The sequence below is a fragment of the Geodermatophilus sp. URMC 60 genome, assembly GCF_053502585.1.
Genome location: NZ_CP199958.1, coordinates 3194208 through 3213390, shown reverse-complemented (window position 1 = coordinate 3213390; position 19183 = coordinate 3194208). Strand labels below are relative to the sequence as shown.

General features: G+C 74.5%; 15 protein-coding genes. 1 reads left to right on the top strand and 14 read right to left on the bottom strand.

Going from position 1 to position 19183, the window contains the following annotated elements:
• Positions 1-207 precede the first annotated feature (207 nt).
• The 11 genes from tyrS to ACWIX3_RS15210 form a co-directional block, all read right to left on the bottom strand.
• Positions 208-1503 (bottom strand): tyrosine--tRNA ligase, encoded by a 1296-nt coding sequence (tyrS, locus tag ACWIX3_RS15260; protein WP_448608201.1) that lies wholly within the window; start codon positions 1501-1503, stop codon positions 208-210.
• 95 nt (positions 1504-1598) lie between these two features.
• A complete protein-coding gene (locus ACWIX3_RS15255) occupies positions 1599-2201 on the bottom strand; it encodes a DNA-3-methyladenine glycosylase (RefSeq protein ID WP_448612474.1) in 603 nt (200 codons plus the stop codon).
• A 38-nt stretch (positions 2202-2239) separates the two neighbouring features.
• Positions 2240-3754 (bottom strand): argininosuccinate lyase, encoded by a 1515-nt coding sequence (gene argH, locus ACWIX3_RS15250; RefSeq protein ID WP_448608200.1) that lies wholly within the window; start codon positions 3752-3754, stop codon positions 2240-2242.
• Positions 3751-4287, bottom strand: a complete 537-nt coding sequence (locus tag ACWIX3_RS15245) for an arginine repressor (RefSeq protein WP_448608199.1) — start codon at positions 4285-4287, stop codon at positions 3751-3753. The genes argH and ACWIX3_RS15245 overlap by 4 nt, the downstream gene beginning before the upstream one ends.
• A 64-nt stretch (positions 4288-4351) precedes the next feature.
• The gene (gene argF / locus ACWIX3_RS15240; protein ID WP_448608198.1) at positions 4352-5296 is read right to left on the bottom strand and encodes an ornithine carbamoyltransferase; all 945 of its coding nucleotides are present in this window, start codon (positions 5294-5296) and stop codon (positions 4352-4354) included.
• The gene (locus tag ACWIX3_RS15235; protein WP_448608197.1) at positions 5293-6480 is read right to left on the bottom strand and encodes an acetylornithine transaminase; all 1188 of its coding nucleotides are present in this window, start codon (positions 6478-6480) and stop codon (positions 5293-5295) included. The genes argF and ACWIX3_RS15235 overlap by 4 nt, the downstream gene beginning before the upstream one ends.
• On the bottom strand, positions 6477-7487 hold the full coding sequence (argB, locus tag ACWIX3_RS15230) for an acetylglutamate kinase (protein WP_448608196.1): 1011 nt from the start codon (positions 7485-7487) through the stop codon (positions 6477-6479). Before argB ends, ACWIX3_RS15235 begins: the two co-directional genes overlap by 4 nt.
• Positions 7484-8635 carry a bifunctional glutamate N-acetyltransferase/amino-acid acetyltransferase ArgJ gene (argJ, locus tag ACWIX3_RS15225; protein WP_448608195.1) on the bottom strand — a complete coding sequence of 384 codons (1152 nt, stop codon included), beginning with the start codon at positions 8633-8635 and terminating at the stop codon, positions 7484-7486. Before argJ ends, argB begins: the two co-directional genes overlap by 4 nt.
• Entirely contained in the window at positions 8632-9672 is a 1041-nt protein-coding gene (gene argC, locus ACWIX3_RS15220) for an N-acetyl-gamma-glutamyl-phosphate reductase (protein ID WP_448608194.1), read from the bottom strand. Before argC ends, argJ begins: the two co-directional genes overlap by 4 nt.
• A gap of 95 nt (positions 9673-9767) precedes the next feature.
• Positions 9768-11909: a hypothetical protein gene (locus tag ACWIX3_RS15215; protein ID WP_448608193.1), complete on the bottom strand. Its 2142-nt coding sequence runs from the start codon at positions 11907-11909 to the stop codon at positions 9768-9770.
• Positions 11902-13518: a P-loop ATPase, Sll1717 family gene (locus ACWIX3_RS15210; RefSeq protein ID WP_448608192.1), complete on the bottom strand. Its 1617-nt coding sequence runs from the start codon at positions 13516-13518 to the stop codon at positions 11902-11904. The genes ACWIX3_RS15215 and ACWIX3_RS15210 overlap by 8 nt, the downstream gene beginning before the upstream one ends.
• A 313-nt stretch (positions 13519-13831) precedes the next feature.
• Between ACWIX3_RS15210 and ACWIX3_RS15205 the strand changes: the two genes are divergently transcribed.
• Entirely contained in the window at positions 13832-14713 is an 882-nt protein-coding gene (locus ACWIX3_RS15205) for a diacylglycerol/lipid kinase family protein (protein WP_448608191.1), read from the top strand.
• A 45-nt stretch (positions 14714-14758) separates the two neighbouring features.
• On the opposite strand, the gene ACWIX3_RS15200 is transcribed toward ACWIX3_RS15205, so the two are convergent.
• From ACWIX3_RS15200 to pheS, 3 genes are read right to left on the bottom strand one after another with little or no spacing between them, the layout of a single operon-like run.
• On the bottom strand, positions 14759-15562 hold the full coding sequence (locus ACWIX3_RS15200) for an SDR family NAD(P)-dependent oxidoreductase (protein ID WP_448608190.1): 804 nt from the start codon (positions 15560-15562) through the stop codon (positions 14759-14761).
• Positions 15555-18041: a phenylalanine--tRNA ligase subunit beta gene (gene pheT / locus ACWIX3_RS15195; protein ID WP_448608189.1), complete on the bottom strand. Its 2487-nt coding sequence runs from the start codon at positions 18039-18041 to the stop codon at positions 15555-15557. Before pheT ends, ACWIX3_RS15200 begins: the two co-directional genes overlap by 8 nt.
• Positions 18038-19105 carry a phenylalanine--tRNA ligase subunit alpha gene (gene pheS / locus ACWIX3_RS15190; protein ID WP_448608188.1) on the bottom strand — a complete coding sequence of 356 codons (1068 nt, stop codon included), beginning with the start codon at positions 19103-19105 and terminating at the stop codon, positions 18038-18040. The genes pheT and pheS overlap by 4 nt, the downstream gene beginning before the upstream one ends.
• Positions 19106-19183 lie beyond the last annotated feature (78 nt).

Genomic DNA, 19183 nt, shown 5'->3' with positions numbered 1-19183 from the left:
GTACCCAGTGCAACCGGCGTCCCCCGGATCGTGTTCCCGGGGCCCGCTCAGCTGCTGGGCTGGCGGCGCCTGGTCCGACCCGCGGGCGGTGACTCGGTCTCCGTCCCGCTCCGGTCTCGCCGGGCGCAGAAAGAAAGTTACGTGCGTGTCGTCCGCGCTGTCAAACCGGTCCGGGGTGACGCCCGACACCTGTCCGGAACGGTGCCGTCACACGCCGTTCACCCGGGATCCGGCACGCTGGACGCCGGCCACCGAGCGCTTGCCGCGGCGCAGCACCAGCCAGCCCCCCGGCAGCCAGTCGGACTCCCCCGGCACGGCGTCTGCGTCGGTGACCCGCTGGTTGTTCAGGTAGGCGCCGCCCTCCTTCACCGTGCGCCGGGCCTCGGAGAGGCTGCTGACGAGTCCGGTCTGCTGGAGCAGGGCGGCGACGGTCGGCGTCCCCTCGCCGATGGTGGTGCTGCCGGCCTCCCGCAGGGCGGCGCCCAGGGTCTCCGGGCCCAGGGCGGTGAGGTCCTCTCGGCCGAACAGCGCCCGGCCGGCGGCCTCCGCCTGGCGCAGCTCCTCCTCGCCGTGCACCAGGAGGGTGAGCTCCGCTGCCAGCGCTCGTTGGGGTGCCCGGGAGGCGGGGCGTTCCTCGGACTCGGTGATCAGCGCGGCGACCTCCTCGGCCGGCCGCTCGGAGAACAGCGGCAGCCAGGAGCGCGCGTCGACGTCGTCGATGTTGAGCCAGTACTGGAAGAACGCGTACGGGCTCGTCAGCTCCGGGTCGAGCCAGATGGTGGCGCCCTCGGTCTTCCCGATCTTCCGGCCGTCGGCCGTGGTGATCAGCGGGGTCGACAGGGCGTGTGTCGCCGCGCCCTCGGTCCGGCGGACCAGGTCGACGCCGGCGGTGATGTTCCCCCACTGGTCGGAGCCACCCGTCTGCAGCGTGCAGCCGTGCCGGAGGAACAGCTCGCGGAAGTCGTTGGCCTGCAGGATCTGGTAGCTGAACTCCGTGTAGCTGATCCCGGCGTCGCTGTTCAGGCGGGCCGAGACCGCCTCCTTGGCCAGCATCCGGTTCACCCGGAAGTGCTTGCCGAGCTCGCGGAGGAAGTCGATGGCCGACAGCGGGGCGGTCCAGTCCAGGTTGTCGACGTAGACCGGCGGTCGCAGCCCCTGCTCGGCGGCGGGCCGGTCGAGGAACGGCGCGACCCGGCGTCGGATCCGGTCCACCCAGCCGGCGACCGTCGCGGGGTCGTTGAGCACGCGCTCGGACGTCGGTCGCGGGTCCCCGATCAGCCCCGTGGCCCCGCCCACCAGCACGATCGGCTGGTGCCCGGCCCGCTGGAGCGCCCGCAGGACCATGAACTGGATCAGGTGCCCGACGTGCAGGCTCTCCGCCGTCGGGTCGAAGCCGCAGTAGTAGGTGACCGGGCCGTCGACCAGGTGCTTGCGCAGCGCCTCCTCGTCGGTGCTCTGGGCGATCAGCCCGCGCCGGTGCAGCTCGTCGATCACGTCGGTCACGGGTCCATCCTCGCTGGCGCTCGTCGGCCCCGTGCCCGGGGTGCTCCGTCCTCGCGTGACCTCGCGAGCTCGGTCACGGTCTCGATCCTGCCTGATCAGCTCGTCCGTCCGGCGCGGCGGCGGGGCTTCCCACCCGGGCGGAAGGCGCTGACGGAGGCCGCCCCGGTCTCCCAGAACCGCCACGGCAGCTCGGTGGCCACGGTGATCCCGACCCGGGGGCCGGCCGAGACGTCGGCCGGCGGGTCGCCCCGGTGCAGCCGCACGGGGGACGACGGATCGAGCAGGTCGGCGTCCTTGTCGTCGGGGCCGATCGCGAGGGCCTGGGTCAGCCGTGCGGGGCCGCGGGCGAGGTCGCGGGCCGTGCGGGCCGTGGGACGGCGGGAGGCGGCCAGGTCCTCCCCCACCACGACGTCCCCGGCGCGCAGCAGCACCGCCGAGCCCTGGCCCTCGGCACCCACGACGACGTTGGCGCACCAGTGCACGCCGTAGCTGAAGTAGACGTAGAGCCGCCCGGGCGGGCCGAACATGACCGCCGCGCGCGGCGTGGGCCCGCGGTGCGAGTGCGCCGCCGGGTCGGTGCCGTTCCCGGCGTAGGCCTCGACCTCGGTCAGCCGCAGCCCGACCCGGCCGGCAGGGCGCTCGGTGACCACCCAGCAGCCGAGGAGGGTGGGCGCCACGGCCTCCGGTGGCCCGAGCAGCTCGGCGGGCGTCAGCAGCGGCCCGGGCTCGAGGTCGCTCAGAGCGCTGCCGCCACGGGCGAGGCCGACGACCAGTGCGCGTGCTCGGTCGCGAGCTCCTCCAGCGCGGCGATCTGGCCGGCGACCCGCTCCGGCGCCGTCCCCCCGCGGGCGCTGCGGGCCGCCAGCGCGCCCGGCACGGAGAGCACCGACCGCACCTCGGGGGTGAGCCGCTCGTCGATGCCGGCGAGCTGGTCGTCGTCGAGCTGGTCGAGCTCGAGACCGGCCTGCTCGCAGAAGGCGACCATCTCCCCGGAGATCTCGTGCGCCGAGCGGAACGGCACGCCCTGCCGGACCAGCCACTCCGCGACGTCGGTGGCCAGCGCGAAGCCCTGGGGCGCGGCGGCCTCCAGCACCTCGGGGCGCAGCGTCAGGGTCGCGACCATCCCGGTGACCGCGGGCAGCAGCAGGAGGAGCTGTTCCATGGAGTCGAAGACCGGCTCCTTGTCCTCCTGCAGGTCGCGGTCGTAGGCCAGTGGCAGGCCCTTGAGCATGGTCAGCAGGCCGGTCAGGTTGCCGACGAAGCGGCCGGACTTGCCGCGGGCCAGCTCGGCGATGTCGGGGTTCTTCTTCTGCGGCATGATCGACGACCCGGTGGCCCAGGCGTCGTCGAGCCGGGCCCAGCCGAACTCCGTCGACGTCCAGAGGACGACCTCCTCGCCCAGCCGGGAGAGGTGGACGCCGATGAGCGCCGCCGCGAAGCAGAACTCGGCGGCGAAGTCGCGGTCGCTGACGCCGTCGACGGAGTTGTCCGAGGCGCGGTCGAAGCCGAGCTCGGCGGCGACGGCGTCGGGGTCCAGCGGCAGCGACGAGCCGGCCAGCGCGCCGGAGCCGTAGGGGCTGACGGCGGTGCGGCGGTCCCAGTCGCGCAGCCGGTCGACGTCCCGGGCGATGGCGTGCGCGTGGGCCAGCAGCTGGTGGGCGATGAGCACCGGCTGGGCGTGCTGGAGGTGCGTCATGCCGGGGGCCGGCACGTCCTGGTAGCGCTCCGCCAGGCCCACGAGCGCGTACTCGAGCGAGGAGAGCTCGCCGACCAGCGCCCGGACGGAGTGGCGCAGGTACAGCCGCAGGTCCGTGGCGATCTGGTCGTTGCGGCTGCGGCCGGCGCGCAGCTTGCCGCCGAGCGTGCCGAGCTTCTCGGTGAGACCACGCTCGAGGGCCTCGTGCACGTCCTCGTCGGACTCGACGGCGGTGAAGGTGCCGGCTGCGACCTCGGCCGACAGCTCGTGCAGCGCGCCGAGCATCTGCGCCAGCTCGTCGTCGGTGAGCAGCCCGGCGCGGTGCAGGACGCGCGCGTGCGCCCGCGAGCCGGCCAGGTCGAAGGGCGCGAGCTTCCAGTCGAAGTGCGTCGACTTGGACAGCGCGGCCATCGCCGGCGAGGGGCCGCCGCCGAAGCGACCGCCCCAGAGGCGGGTCTGCGACGGCCCGGCGGGGGTGCCGGGTCCGGCGGCGGCGGGCACGGCGGGGGTGCCGGGTCCGGCGGCAGCGGGCACAGCGGGGTCGGCCGGGCTCACGGTGCGGGGTCCTCCAGGTCGTTCCTCGGTCGGGCGTCGGCGGCCGGGGTGCGCTCGGCCATCGCCCGCAGCCGGTCGGCGAGGGCGGCTCCGCCGTCGGGACGGCGGGAGACGACCAGCAGAGTGTCGTCCCCCGCGATCGTGCCCAGGACGTCGGGGAGGCCGACCTTGTCCATCGCGGAGGCCAGGAACTGCGCGGCGCCCGGCGGCGTGCGGACGACGGCGAGGTTGGCGCTGCCCTCGGCGGAGGTCAGCAGGTCGCCCAGCAGCCGGGTGAGCCGGGCCGGGGCGGCCTGCGCGGGGCGCAGCGGGGCGTTCTCCGGCGGCAGCACGTAGGACGCCGGGGCGCCGTCGGAACCGCGCAGCTTGACCGCGCCCAGCTCCTCGAGGTCGCGCGAGAGCGTGGCCTGGGTGACCTCGATGCCGTCCTCGGCGAGGAGCGCGGCCAGCTGGGTCTGCGAGGTGACGGGCTGGGCCTCGATCAGCTCGCGGATGCGCGCCTGGCGGGCGGAGCGGGTCAGGGTCGTCGTCATCCCGATCGCTCCAGGTGTCGCGAGGGAGGCGCGCCCTCAGGGGCGCGACAGGCGGCGGCTGGTCTCATGAGTTCTCCAGCAGCCAGATCAGCACCGCCTTCTGCGCGTGCAGCCGGTTCTCCGCCTCGTCCCACACCGCGCTCTGCGGCCCGTCGATGACGCCGGCCGCGATCTCCTTGCCGCGGTAGGCGGGCAGGCAGTGCAGGACGACGGCGTCGTCGGCGGCCCGGGCCAGCGCGTCGTCGTCCACCGCGTAGGGCAGGAACCGCGCGATCCGGGCGTCGTACTCGTCCTCCTGCCCCATCGACACCCAGGTGTCGGTGACCAGGACGTCGGCGCCGTCGGCGGCGGCCGCGGCGTCGTCGGTCCAGAGCACCGAGCCGCCGGTGCCCGCGGCGATCTCCTCGGCGCGCTCCAGCACCTCCTTCGAGGGCTGGAAGGGCGCCGGCGAGCCGATCCGCACGTGCATGCCGGCCGTCGCGCCGCCCAGCAGGTAGGAGTGCGCCATGTTGTTGGCGCCGTCGCCGAGGTAGCTCATGGTCAGCCCGGCGAGGACGCCCTTGCGCTCGGCGACGGTCTGCAGGTCGGCCAGGATCTGGCAGGGGTGGAAGGCGTCGGTCAGCGCGTTGACGACCGGCACGCGGCTGACCGCGGCCATCGCCTCGATGCGGTCCTGGCCGAAGGTGCGCCAGACGATCGCGGCGACCTGCCGGTCGAGCACGCGGGTGGTGTCCTCGACCGACTCGCCCCGGCCGAGCTGGCTGCTCCCGCCGTCGACGACCAGCGGGTGGCCGCCGAGCTCGGCGACGGCGACCGAGAAGCTCACCCGGGTGCGGGTCGAGGGCTTGTCGAACAGCACCGCGACCGCCCGCGGGACGCCTCCGGCCGCCCGCAGCGGGGTGGGCGCGGCCTCGGTGTGCCGGGTGCGCTTGAGGTCGGCGGCCAGGGCCAGCACCTCGGCCTGCTCGGCGGGACCGAGGTCGTCGTCCCGGAGGAGGTGCCGGGTCACGGGGCACTCTCCATCGCGGCGTCGAGGGCGGCCGGTAGGGCGGTGAGGAAGGCGTCGACCTGGGCGTCGGTGAGCACCAGCGACGGCGCCAGGCGCAGCACGCCCGGCGCGACGGCGTTGGTGAGGAAGCCGGCCTGCCGCAGGCTGGTCTCCAGCCCGGCGGCGACCTCGGCGGTGAGCACCACGCCCAGCAGCGCGCCCCGCCCCCGCACCCCGGCCACGCCGGGATGGCCGAGGCCCTCGATGCCGGCGGTGAACCGGTGCTCGAGTTCCTTGGCCCGTTCCAGCAGGCCCTCCTCGGCGATGGTGTCGAGCACGGCCAGGGCGGCGGCGGCGGCGATCGGATTGCCGCCGAAGGTGGAGCCGTGGCTGCCGGCGCCCATCAGCTCGGCGGCGTCGCCGAAGGCCAGCGTGGCGCCCAGCGGCAGGCCGCCGCCGAGCGCCTTGGCCAGGGTGATCACGTCGGGGGTCAGGCCCTCGGCCTGGTGGGCGAACCAGTGCCCGGTGCGCCCGGTGCCGGTCTGCACCTCGTCCACGGCGAACAGCGCGCCGGCCGCCGCGGCGGTCCGCGCGGCGGCGGGCAGGTAGCCCGGCGGCGCCGGTTGCACGCCGCCCTCGCCGAGCAGCGGCTCGAGCAGCACCATCGCGGTGGCCGCGGAGACGGCGCCCTCGAGCGCGTCGGGGTCGCCGTAGGGCACGTGCCGCACGCCGCCGGGCAGCGGGGCGAAGGCGGCGGCCTTGCCCGGCTGGCCGGTGAGCGCCAGCGCGCCCATGGTGCGGCCGTGGAAGGAGCCCTCGGCGGTGACCACCTCGGTGCGCCCGGTCAGCCGGGACAGCTTGAAGGCGGCCTCGTTGGCCTCGGCGCCGGAGTTGCCGAAGAACACCCGCCCGGGCCGGCCGGCCAGCTCGATCAGCCGCTCGGCCAGGGCCACGCCGGGCTCGTGCACCGCCAGGTTGGACACGTGCCCCAGCGTCCGCGCCTGGGCGGTGATGGCCTCGACGACCCGGGGGTGGGCGTGGCCGAGGATGGTGGTGGCGATGCCGCCGAGCAGGTCGGTGTACTCCCGCCCGTCGACGTCCCACACCCTGGCCCCGGCGCCGCGGGCCAGTGCCACCGGCGGGGTCCGGTAGTTGCCCATCATCACCGCCGACCAACGGGCGGCCAGCTCCTCCGTGTGCGTCATGTCGCCGACCCCTCCTCCGTGGCCGGGAGGGCCGGCACGACCATCGTGCCGGTGCCCTCGGTGGTGAACATCTCGAGCAGCAGGGCGTGCGGGGTGCGGCCGTCGACCACGGTCGCCCGGCGCACCCCGCCCTCGACCGCGCGCAGGCAGGCGGCCATCTTCGGGAGCATCCCGGCGTCCAGGGTCGGCAGGATCTCGGCCAGCTCGCGGCTGTCGATCTGCTGGACCAGCGAGTCGCGGTTCGGCCAGTCGGCGTAGAGCCCCTCGACGTCGGTCAGGACGACGAGCTTGACCGCGCCCAGCGCGGCGGCCAGTGCGGCCGCCGCGGTGTCGGCGTTGACGTTGTGCACCACGCCGACCACGTCGGGTGCCACGCTGGCCACGACCGGGATGTGCCCGACCTCGAGCAGCGCGCGCACCGGTGTGGGGTCGACCGCCACGATGTCGCCGACCAGGCCGATCTCGACCGGCTCGCCGTCGACGACCGCCGTCGTCCGCTCGGCGGTGAACAGCCCGCCGTCCTCGCCGGACAGGTGCACGGCCATCGGGCCGTGCTCGTTGATCAGCCCGACGATGTCCGGGCCGACCTGCCCGGTGAGCACCATGCGGACGACCTCGACGGTCTCGGGCGTGGTCACCCGCAGCCCGCCGCGGAACTCGCTCTTGATGCCGAGCCGGCGCAGCATGCTGGTGATCTGCGGTCCGCCGCCGTGGACGACCACGGGGAGGATGCCGCAGGTCCGCAGGAAGACCATGTCCTCGGCGAAGGCCCGGCGGCACGCCTCGTCGATCATCGCGTGGCCGCCGTACTTGATCACCACCACGTTGCCGTGGAACTCCTTGAGCCACGGCAGCGCCCCGGTCAGTACGGCGACCTTGAGCGCATCGCCCTCGGGATCGTTCTTCCGCATGACCCGGCGGGTCCCGATCGTCCGCGGCAGCCGCGGCTGCGGCGTCGGCTCGTCGATCCGGACGTCCGGCGGCGTCGGGTCCTGGTGCTCGCTCATGTGGAGTAGGCCGAGTTCTCGTGCACGTAGGCGATGGACAGGTCGTTGGTCCAGATCGTGGCCTGCTCGCCGCCGGCGCCGAGGTCGACGTCGATGGCGATGGCCCGGCCGGTGAGGTCGACCCCCTCGCGGGGATCGCCGATCGCGCCACCCCGGCAGACGGTGACCCCGTTGATGGTCACGTCGACCCGGTCGGGCTCGAAGGCGGCGTCGGTGGTGCCGATCGCGGCCAGCACCCGCCCCCAGTTCGGATCGTTGCCGAACAACGCGGTCTTGAGCAGGTTGTTGCGCGCACACGCCCGGCCGGCGGTGAGCGCGTCCTCGACGCTGGCCGCACCCCGGACGGTGATCGCGATGTCCTTGGTCGAGCCCTCCGCGTCGGCCAGCAGCTGCATCGCGAGGTCCGTGCACGCCGCGGTGAGCGCCTCGGTGACCTCGGCGGCGGACGGGGTGACCCCGCTGGCGCCGTTGGCCATCACGATCACCGTGTCGTTGGTGGACAGGCAGCCGTCGGAGTCCACCCGCTCGAAGCTCACGCCGGTCGCCTGCTTCAGCGCGGTCTGCAGGATCTCCGCCGGCACGACGGCGTCGGTGGTGAGCACGACCAGCATCGTGGCCAGGCTCGGCGCCAGCATGCCCGCGCCCTTGGCCATCCCCCCGACGGTCCAGCCGTCGCGGGCCTGCACGGTCGTCTTCGGAACGCTGTCGGTGGTCATGATCGCCCGGGCCGCGTCCGGCCCGCCGTCCTCGGACAGCTCCTTGGCCGCGGCGGTGACCCCGGCGGTCAGCTTCTCCATCGGCAGCCGGATCCCGATCAGCCCGGTGGACGCCACCGCCACGTCGATCGCGCCCAGGCCCAGGGCCTTCGCGGCGTGCTCGGCGGTGGCGTGGGTGTCGGCGAACCCCTCCGGTCCGGTGCAGGCATTCGCGCCGCCGGAGTTGAGCACCACCGCCCGGGCCCGCGCACCGGCCAGCACCTGCCGGCTCCACAGCACCGGCGCGGCCGGGAACCGGTTGGTGGTGAACACCGCCGCCGCGGCGTCGTCCGGACCGTCGTTGACCACCACGGCGACGTCGAGGCCGCCGGAACTCTTGAGCCCGGCGGCCACCCCGGCCGCCCGGAAGCCCCTGGGAGCCGTCGTCGTCACGGGGCGACCCCCACGACCGGCAGGCCGGTGGTCTCGGGCAGGCCCAGGGCCAGGTTGGCGCACTGGATCGCCGCGCCGGCGGTGCCCTTGGTCAGGTTGTCCACCGCGGCGACCACGACCAGCCGCCCGGCGTCGGGGTCGACCGCGACCTGCAGCGCGACGGTGTTGGCGCCGAGCACCTGCGCCGTCGCCGGCCACTGCCCCTCGGGCAGCAGGTGCACGAACGGCTCGTCGCCGTAGGCCTTCTCGTACACGGCGCGGGCCGACGCGGCGTCGACACCGGCCCGCAGCCTCGCCGAGCAGGTGGCCAGGATGCCCCGGCTCATCGGCACCAGCGTCGGGGTGAAGCTCACGACCACCGGTTCGCCCGCGGCCTCCGAGAGGTTCTGCACCATCTCCGGCGTGTGCCGGTGCACCCCACCCACCCCGTAGGCGCTCACCGACCCCATCACCTCGCTGCCCAGCAGGTGCGGCTTGGCCGACTTGCCGGCGCCGGACGTGCCGCTGGCGGCGACCACCACCACCTCCGGCTCCACCAGGCCCGCGGCCAGCGCCGGGGCCAGGGCCACGGTGACCGAGGTCGGATAGCAGCCCGGCACCGCGATCCGCCGCGCGCCGGCCAGCTGCTCGCGCCGGCCGGGCAGCTCGGGCAGCCCGTAGGGCCAGCACCCGGCGTGCTCGCCGCCGTACCACCGCGCCCACGCCGCCGGATCGTTCAGCCGGTGGTCGGCGCCGCAGTCGATCACCAGGGTGTCGGCGGGCAGCCCCGCGGCGATCGCGGCGGACTCCCCGTGCGGCAGCGCCAGCACCACGACGTCGTAACCGGCCAGGTCCGCCACCCCGCTGGGCCGCACCTCCAGATCGGCGAAGGGCAGCAGGTGCGGCTGCAGCTCACCCAGGCGTCGGCCGGCGCTCGCGTTGGCGTGCACCCCGGCCAGCCGGAGGTCCGGATGCCCGGCCAGCAACCGGCACACCTCACCCCCCGCGTACCCGGTGGCGCCGGTGACCCCGACCGTCCACGTCCGCGTTCCGCTCACGGTGCATGACCATACACGGCCATGCATGACTGTTCATGAGGGGTCCACGGCCGCCCTGCCCGCCGGGCGGCCCAGGTCCACCCCACCGGGAACCCTCACACGACGAGCACCGAGTCGTCCGCCTCCTCGGTGTCGGCCTCCCCACCGTCGAACTGGTCGAGGGGCACGTTGGCGCGCTGTGCCAGTGCGACAGCCACCTCCCAACCCAGCGCCCGGTAGGCGTCGAACTGCTCGCCCGAGAACAACTGGTTCGCCGTCGGGTGCTGGGGGAACTGGTGGTCCTTCTCCCGCAACACCGCGAGGTCCATCGGGACGCCGTCCCACAGGACGCAGCGTGCGTAGTAGATGACCCCCATGCTGCCGTCGGGATAGGTCACGCTCCCCACCGCGACCGGCTCCTCGGCCATGCCGGTATCGGCCGCCGGCAGGGTGGCCGCAGGGTCCAGCCGCACCTCGGCACCGAGCTCGGACCGGGCCAGGGCCGCTGCGCGGGCGATGTCCTGCAGAGGACTCAGACCACCGGCGCTGGCGTCCACGACGATCATGTGCGTGCAGCGGCGTCTGATCAGCTCCACCAGGCCGAGGTTCTCCCAGTGCCCGCCGTCCGACACGTGGATGAAGCGCCCCCGGGTCCCCGCCAGCCCCATCGCCTCCTTCAGCACGTACAGCCCGCCCGGCTCGCGCCACCCCGCGGCCAGCGCCCGTCCCACCCGGCGCACCCGCGAGCGGCCGACCGGCGGAGGAGCCGCCACGTCACCGCGCCGGAACGGGTTGGGGATCCACACCCCGAGGCGGAGGTTCGCGAGGGCCATCAGCAGCCGCAGCGCGGGGAGGGTGAAGCGCCCCATGGTCGGCGATATGGCGGCCCCCGAGATCGCCATCATCGACGGCAGCGTGAGGCCGCTGCCGCCCCTCGTGTGCGTCCGCTCCAGCTCGGAGGTCTCCACGAGAGGTGCCAGGTCGACGCACCCCGACCGGCACGCGTCGAACGTGAAGGGGGCAGCCCAGCTCTTGTTGGGCACGTCCCCCTCCCGGGCCGCCACCGCCGCGCAGACGATGAGCTCGGGGAACGGCAGACCCGACCTGCGCTTGGCCTCGATCTCCCGGCCGACGTCGCTGAGTCTCACCTCGTCGTCGTAGGGGACGGGCGCCACCCGCACGCCACCGGCCGAACTGGTCCGCTTCAGGACGAACGCGTGGCTCAGGCGCTCCCGGTAGTACAGGTGCATGGAGTACCGACGGTTGTGGATGAAGAAGCCGCAGACGGCCAAGGTGGCCAGCAGCCCCAGGAGCACCCACCCGTCCAGCGCGGCGTCCCACCCGCTGCGCGCCTCGTCCTCGGCCGCCAGCAGGAAGGGGACGGCGAGGATCCCCCAGCCGCCCAGGAACGCGAGGACGCCCTGGAACGCACGGGCCCTGCCCAACCGCATCAGCAGCACGGCGAGGGCTCCGAGCAGCACCACTCCCACGACCATGCCCACGGTCACGAGCAGGCGACGGGACCCCAGGTCGTCGACCCTCCCCACCCAGAGCCGGTCATCGGCCAGCGCCAGACCGAGGAGGTGCACCAGGAGGGGGAGGCAGACGGCCAGGACGGCGACGAGCCCGGAGCCCGCGACGAGGGCTGTCGCGGTCCTCCTGAGCGGCCGCTCCCCTGGCACGGCGCGGAACCGGCCCTTGTCGAAGAACCGCCGCACGCCCACGAGCACGATCGCGGCCAGGAAGAGGCCGGCCGCCGCGGCGCTCCCCCACGCGACCGCGCCGGCCAGTCGGCCGTCGGGCCTCCCGATGCCAGGGATCGTGGCCCCGTACACCAGCCCGACGACCCGGCCGCCGAGATAGGACCCGACCACGAGCGGCAGGAGGTTCAGCAGGAGTCCGTAGACGAAGTTCACCACCAGCCACAGCCGACCGGCCAGCCCGGGAGCCAGGTAGCTGAGGTGGGTCCGGAGGTACCACTCCTCCGGACTGCCCCGGGACCAGGGCGCAGCCTCCCCGCGAAGGGCCTCGGCATCGGACTTGCCCTGAGCGACCGTGAGGGCACCGGCGATGTAGCTGCCCCCGGAGACGGCGGACAGGTACCGCGCCCTCTGGAACAGCCCCTGCCGGGACAGGGCCTGGTACGCACCCAGGCAGAAGGCCGCCGACCTGATGCCGCCTCCGGAGAAGGAGATGCCGAGCACGCTGCGGCCCTCGGAGCCGCCGTCCAGGTAGGCCCACCGCCCGCCGCTAGTCACGGTCGAACTGCCCCGTGTCAGAACCGTACGGGTACACCGGGAGCCTCCCCTGGTCCCGGAGGCGGCGGATCCCTCCCCGGTCGAAGAGCCGGAACATGAAGAGCGGGTGCACACAGACCTCGTCCTCGTCCTCGACCGGACGAAGCGTCTCGGTGAAGGTGTAGGAGAAGCGGCCGACGGTGTACCTCGAGGTCGAGCCGTCGACGATGCCCAGGACGCCCACGTCGAGGGCGGCCTCCAGGAAGTCGCTGTAGTCGACGCCCGACCGGGCGACTCCCGCCGCGTTGAAGGCGCGATGGAGCTCGCTGCACGTGAGCGTGTTCGGGATGTGGTTCTTGAGGTACCCGAGTGCCGCTGCCATGTAGGGGTAGTCGTGCGAGTAGCTGGACAGGATCCCGTCGACGATGCGCAGCTCCGCCTCCCGAACGCCCTCCAGGACGTCCAGGGGAGTCGCGACGGGGACACCACGGCGGTGTCGCGCCGCGCGCGCCAGGATCTCGTTCAGGATCTGGATGAGGTGGCGCGGCAGGAGCTGCGTGTGCCGCATGATGTAGGCGACCGGGTCCTCGTCGGAGCCCAGGCCCGTGCTCATCCCTCCCCGGGGCAGCAGCGACCTCAGGGTGACCTCGGCCATCTGGTGGTCACGCTCGTCGTGCTGGTGCGGCAACCCCAGGCGCTCCAGCTCGTCCTGGTGGTACAGGTCGAGGTAGCGCCGCAGCCGGTTGCCGGCGATGGTCATCAGCTCCGCCGCGGTCCACCGGATGACGAGGTAGTCGAGGAAGTCCTTCTCGGGATTGGCCGTGAGGTCCCGGAGGCGCTGCACGAGTTCCGCGGGGAAGGCGAAGCGGACCTTGAACGGTCGGGTCCCGGCCGTGGTGGCGAACTCGCGGGTGGCCCGGAACAGCCCGGACAGGGTCGTCCGCAGCTCGTCCACGTGCACGTGCAGGTCCTCGAGGTTGTCCACGACGACGTACAGGCGCACCCGCTTGCGCCTGATCAGGTCGACGAAGGACCGGTAGGCGACCTCATAGGTGGCGACGTCGGTCCGCAGGGACGCGCACATCTCCTCGACCGTGAGACCGGGGACCGACCGGACGAGGACGTCGGACAGCGCACTGCCGACACGGGCGAGCAGCTTCCCCGGTTCCAGACTCGACGGGTTGCCGTAGGAGCTGAGGTAGGACGCGATGAGCCGGCCCTCGTCCGTGTGTCTCAGCCCGGGCACCCGGTACGAGAGCAGCATCGCGGCGTGGGTCAGGAGCACCTGCCACACGTGCGCGAGGTTCTCCGCGAAGAGAGGACCGACCTCGCGCGCGTAACGGATCCGGAGCCGCTCGATCTCGTGGTAGGCGTCCTCGGACTTGATGAGGATGACCTTCGCGCCGTCCACGAAGGCCGTTCCCACCAGGAAGGCCGTCTTGCCGGAGCCCTTGCGACCGACGACGTAGAGGGGGTCGTCACGCTCGGCACTGCCGTGGCAGCCGTTCATGCGGTCGTAGAGCTGCTCGAAGATGCCGCGCGGGCTCCGGAGCAGTTCCTCCGTGTATGGCGGGCCCAGGGGCTGATTCCGCGTGAGGATCCGCATCAGCTCCTCTGGCGCTGCGCCCATGGCGTCCCCCAAGGTCCGGGAAGAGCACGAGCCCCGCGACGCTCAGCGCAGGGACCTGTACTCGGAGGAGGCGCGGGCGACTGCCTCAGATACCGCCCACGGCGAGCCACGGGGCCGGCTGAGGGCTGTGCAGCGCCGACTCCGCAGAGCTGCCGCAGCGGCGTTCGGGACAGCGGGTCGCCGTCCTCGCGAGACCGGTGGCACAGCGGTCAGCCGACGGGGTGGCGTCCGGCGCCCTCGCGAGTGCCCGGGTCGCCCCGCGGGCATGACGGTGCACAGCCAACGGGCGCCCGCCCCCTGGAGGAGCCCCACCGTGAGTCCGTACGACCGCATCATGATCATCTTCAATCCGAACAGCACCGGGGACGCGCCGCGGTCCGCGGAGGAGCTGCGCGCCGAACTGGCCCGCCGGTTGCCGGCCGTGCCGGTGGAGCTCTGCCCCACCCAGCACGCCGGGCACGCCCGCGAGCTGGCGAGGGAGGTCGCCGGCACGGGGCGCCCGCTGCTGGTCTCGGTGAGCGGGGACGGCGGGTACAACGAGGTCGTCGACGGCGTCATGCAGGCCGGGAACAGCGAGGCCGTGTGCGCCGTGCGGGCCGCCGGCAACGCCAACGACCACCGCCGGGTGACGCGGCAGCGACCGCTGGCCGACGCGATCGTGGCCGGGGACGTCCGGCGGATCGACCTCCTCCGGCTGACCATCGGCAGCGGCGCCGAGGCGCAGACCCGCTACGCGCACTCCTACATCGGCGTCGGCCTGACCCCCGTCGTCGCGGTCGACCTGGAGAAGGGCGGGAAGGGGTCGTGGCGGGAGATCGTGACCGTGGTGCGGTCCTTCTCCCGTTTCCGGCCGTTCCCCATCAGGCTCGAGGACGGCAGGCGGCGCACGATCGACAGCCTGGTCTTCGCCAACATCGACGAGATGGCCAAGTACGCGACGCTCAGCGAGGGCGGCCGCCCCGACGACGGCCGGTTCGAGGTCATCACGCAGCGGCGCGCCGGCAAGCTCCGGGTGCTGGGGACGCTCATCCGGGCGGCGACCCGCGGACTCGGCCCGCAGCCCAGCGCCACCCACTACGCGTTCACGGCGCTCGTCCCCATGCCGCTCCAGCTGGACGGCGAGCTGGTGGAGCTGGACGCGGACACACCGGTCGCCGTCGACATCGCACCGCGGGCGCTGGCCACGGTCGTCTGACCGACCGCCGGCGGTCGCGGGCCGACGAGGGCTCCGCGCCGCCGGTCAGGCCAGCGGGTCGTCGTCCCCGTAGGGGCGCAGGCGCAGCTGCCGGGCGGCGTCCTCCGGCGTGGTGGCCCGCAGGACGGCGAGGTCGTCGGCGCCCGCCCGCAGGAAGCGGCCCGACCACTGGTCGAGCTCACCGGCGGCGATCGCGGTGACCAGCTCGACCACGCGCTCCGGCGGCGTCCAGTCGGTGAAGCCCCGCCACATCGGCATCGCGCGGGTCATCGGGGTGTCGACGACCCCGGGCGCCACGTCGAACACCCGCACGTCGAGGCCCTCGAGCGCGCCGGCCAGCGCCTCGGTCATCCGCATCAGGCCGGTCTTGGCCACCGAGTAGGCCGAGTACTCCGGGCGGGCGCGCACGCTCATCCCGCTGGCGAGGTCCACCACGCGGCCGCGGTTGCGCAGCACCATCCACGGGACGACGGCGCGGGCGAGCAGGAAGGCCCCGCGGACGTGGCTCTCCACGACCGACCACCACTGGTCGGGGTCGGCCTCCCACAGCGGCTCCTCGGCCGCGTCGATCACCCCGGCGTTGTTGACCAGCAGGTCGACCGGCCCGAGCTCCTCCCGGACCCGCGCGACCGCGTCGTCCACCGCGGCCCGGTCGGTGACGTCGGCGGGCACGGCCAGCGTGCGCGCGCCGGTGGCGGCGGCGACCTCGTCCATCGCCGCCGCCAGCCGCTCGCCGTTGCGGGCCAGGCCGGCCACCGCCGCGCCGCGCTCGGCCAGGCCCTGCACCAGGTGCCGGCCGATCCCGCTCGACGCACCGGTGACCAGCGCGACGCCGGCGAGCTCAGCCACGGAGCTCCGCCTGCTGGGCGCCCTCGACGAACGCCACCACGCGCCGGCGGACCTCGGCGGCCTCCTCGCCGGACAGCGTCCGGTCGGGCGCGCGCAGGGTCAGCGACCAGGCCAGCGATCTGCGTCCCTCACCGACCTGCGGCCCGGTGTAGACGTCGAACAGCCGCACCGCCTCGAGCAGGTCGCCCGCGGCCTCGCGGATCGACCCCTCCACCGCCGCGGTCGGCACCTGCGCGTCCAGCACGAAGGCCAGGTCGACGAAGACCGGCGGGAAGCTCGACAGGTGCGGGCCCGTCGGCACCCGCGCGGGCGGCAGCGCGTCGACGTCCAGCTCCATCACCGCGGTGCGGGCCGGGAGGTCGAGGGCCGCGCACACCCGCGGGTGCAGCTCGCCGGCGTGCCCGACGACCCGGCCGTCGACCAGGAGCTCCGCGCAGCGGCCCGGGTGCCACGGCGCCCGCTCCCCCGCGCGCACGGTCAGCGCGATCCCGGCGGCCTCGGCGACCCGGTGAGCGGCCTGCACCGCGTCGGCCCAGACGGCCGGCCGGCCCGCGCCCCACCAGCCGCGCGGCTCGCGGTTGCCGGCCAGCGCCACGGCGACGTGCCAGGGCTGCTCCGGGACCGCGCCCAGCAGCGCGGCCAGCGTCTCGTCGTCCGGGCGCCGGTCGACGCCGGGCAGCGGAGCCGCGGACCGCTCCCCACCCGGGAAGACCGCGCCGTGCTCGAAGAGCGCGACGTCCCTGATGCCACGGGAGAGGTTGCGCGCCAGCGCGGCCAGCAGGCCCGGCAGCAGCGTCGTCCGCAGCGCCGGCTCCTCCTCCGACAGCGGGTTGCGCACCAGCACGACCTGCCGGCGCGGATCGTCCTCGGCCAGGCCCAGCGCGTCGAGGGCCGCCGTCCCGACGAAGGGGAAGGACGGCGCCTCCACGTAGCCGAACTCCGCCAGGGCGCGCCCGACGGCCCGGCGCCGCCGCTGCCGCTCGGTCAGCCCGCGCCCGGGCGGTGCCGTGGGCAGCACCGAGGGGACGTCGTCGTAGCCGGCCAGCCGCACGACCTCCTCGACCAGGTCGGCCGGGTCGGTGAGGTCGGGGCGCCAGGACGGCGGGGTGACCGTGAGCGGACCGGCGCTCCCGTCGACCGTGCAGCCGACCGCGGCCAGCAGCTCGGTGACCCGCGCCGGCTCGTAGGGCACGCCGGCGACCCGGCCGGGCCGCGCGGGGTCGAGCGCGATCGTCGGCCGCGGACCGCGGGTGTCGACGTCGACCGGCGAGCCGACGACCCGCGCGCCGCCGTACTCGGCCAGCAGCGCGGCGGCGCGGGCCAGCGCCACCACGGTCATCTGCGGGTCGACGCCGCGCTCGAACCGCTTGGCCGCCTCGCTGGGCAGCCGGTGCCGGCGGGCGGTGCGCGCCACCCCGGTCGGCTCCCAGTGCGCGGCCTCCAGCAGCACGTCGGACGTGCCGTCGCCGATCTCGGTCGACGCACCGCCCATGACCGCGGCCAGCCCGATGGGGCCGGAGTCGTCGGTGATCAGCAGGTCGTCGGAGGAGAGCGCGCGGTCGACGCCGTCCAGGGTTCTCAGCCGCTCGCCCTCCCGCGCCCGGCGGACGACGATCGGCCCGCTCACCCGGTCGCGGTCGAAGGCGTGCATCGGCTGGCCCAGCTCGAGCATCACGTAGTTGGTGACGTCGACGGCCAGCGAGATGCTGCGGACGCCGGACTGCGCCAGCCGGCGGCGCATCCACCACGGGCTCGGCGCGCTCGGGTCCAGACCCTCCAGCGCGACCATCGAGAAGCGGTCGCAGCGGTCGGCGTCCTCCACCGTGACCTGCCACGCCGGCTCACCCGACCAGGCCGGCGGGGTCAGCGCGCCGGGGTCACGCCACTCGACCCCGAGGCCGGTGCCCATCTCGCGGGCGATGCCGCGCATGGACAGGCAGTAGCCGCGGTCGGGGGTGACGGCGAGCTCGATGACCACGTCGTCCAGGCCGACCACCGGGCCGGCCGGGGTGCCGGGGGCCGGGGCGTCGTCGCCCAGCACCAGGATCCCGGCGTGGTCCTCGCCGACGCCGAGCTCGCGGACCGAGCAGATCATCCCGTCGGAGACGCGGTCGTAGGTCTTCCGCGCGGCGATCTCGAAGCCACCGGGCAGCACGGCGCCGGGCAGCGCCACCACCACGGCGTCACCGACGACGAAGTTGCGGGCGCCGCAGACGATGCCACGTACGTCCCGCCCACCGCCGCCTGCGACACCGCCCTCGCCCACGTCCACCCGGCAGTACCGGATCGGCTTCTTGAAGCCGGTCAGCTCCTCGATCTCCAGCACCCGCCCGACGACGAGGGGGCCGGTGACCTCCGCGGGCCGGTGGATCTCCTCGACCTCCAGGCCGAGGCGCACGAAGGTGGCGTCGAGGTCCTCGACACCGACGCCGGCGGGGACGTCGACGTGCTCGGCCAGCCAGCCGATGGGGACTCTCACTGCTCGACTCCGAACGCAGAAGTGAACCGGGTGTCGCCCTCGGCGAAGTGCCGCATGTCGCCGACGGCCGAGCGGAACTGCAGGGCCCGCTCGATGCCCATGCCGAACGCGAAGCCGGAGTGCTCCTCCGGGTCGATGCCGCAGGCGACCAGCACCCGCGGGTTGACCATCCCGCAGCCGCCCCACTCGACCCAGCGCGGGCCGTCGCGGTGCTCGGGGAACCACACGTCGAACTCCGCCGACGGCTCGGTGAACGGGAAGTACGACGGCCGCCAGCGGGTGACCGCGTCGGCGCCGAACAGCGAGCGGGCGAGGTGGTCCAGCGTGCCGCGCAGGTGCGCCATGGTCAGCCCGCGGTCGACCGCCAGGCCCTCGACCTGGTGGAACACCGGCAGGTGCGTCGCGTCGAGCTCGTCGGTCCGGTACACCCGGCCCGGCGCGACGACGTAGATCGGCGGCGTGCGGGAGAGCATCGTGCGCGCCTGCACCGGGCTGGTGTGCGTGCGCAGCACCAGGCCGGAGTCCTCCGGGGCGACGAAGAAGGTGTCCATCATCGTGCGCGCCGGGTGGTCGCGGCCGATGTTGAGCGCGTCGAAGTTCAGCCACTCGGCCTCGAGCTCGGGACCCTCGGCGACCTCGTAGCCCATCCCGACGAAGATGTCGGCGATCCGGTCGGTCAGCGTGGTCAGCGGGTGCCGGGCGCCGCGGGGCAGCCGGTCCCACGGCAGCGTGACGTCGACCCGCTCCTCGGCCAGCACCCGGGCGTCGCGCTCGGCCTCGAGGTCGGCCCTGCGGGCCTCGTAGGCCTCGGTGACCGCGACCCGGGCGGCGTTGACCCGCTTGCCGGCGTCGGACCGGGCGGCCGGGGGGAGCGCGCCGAGCTCGCGGCGGGCCAGCAGCACCGGTGCCCGGTCCCCGAGGTGGGCCGGGCGGACGGCGGCCAGCTGCTCGAGGTCCCCGGCGCCGGCGAACGCCCGGTGGGCCTCGGCGACCGCGGCGTCGAGGGCCTCGGGTGAGAGGGCGGCGACCTGCTTGGGGTCGTAGGGGTCGTTGGCGCCAGACACGGGAGGCCATTCTGCCCGGGTCCGCGCGGGCGCTGCTGCCGGGCTCGGCCCGGACGCGTCCGTGCGGGCGCCGCCGTC

What these genes read in the sequence shown, in the direction of transcription:
- ACWIX3_RS15245 (WP_448608199.1), bottom strand. Translation starts at nt 4,287, where the DNA reads ATGACGACGACCCTGACCCGCTCCGCCCGCCAGGCGCGCATCCGCGAG.
- ACWIX3_RS15235 (WP_448608197.1), bottom strand. Translation starts at nt 6,480, where the DNA reads ATGACGCACACGGAGGAGCTGGCCGCCCGTTGGTCGGCGGTGATGATG.
- argB (WP_448608196.1), bottom strand. Translation starts at nt 7,487, where the DNA reads ATGAGCGAGCACCAGGACCCGACGCCGCCGGACGTCCGGATCGACGAG.
- ACWIX3_RS15210 (WP_448608192.1), bottom strand. Translation starts at nt 13,518, where the DNA reads ATGGGCGCAGCGCCAGAGGAGCTGATGCGGATCCTCACGCGGAATCAG.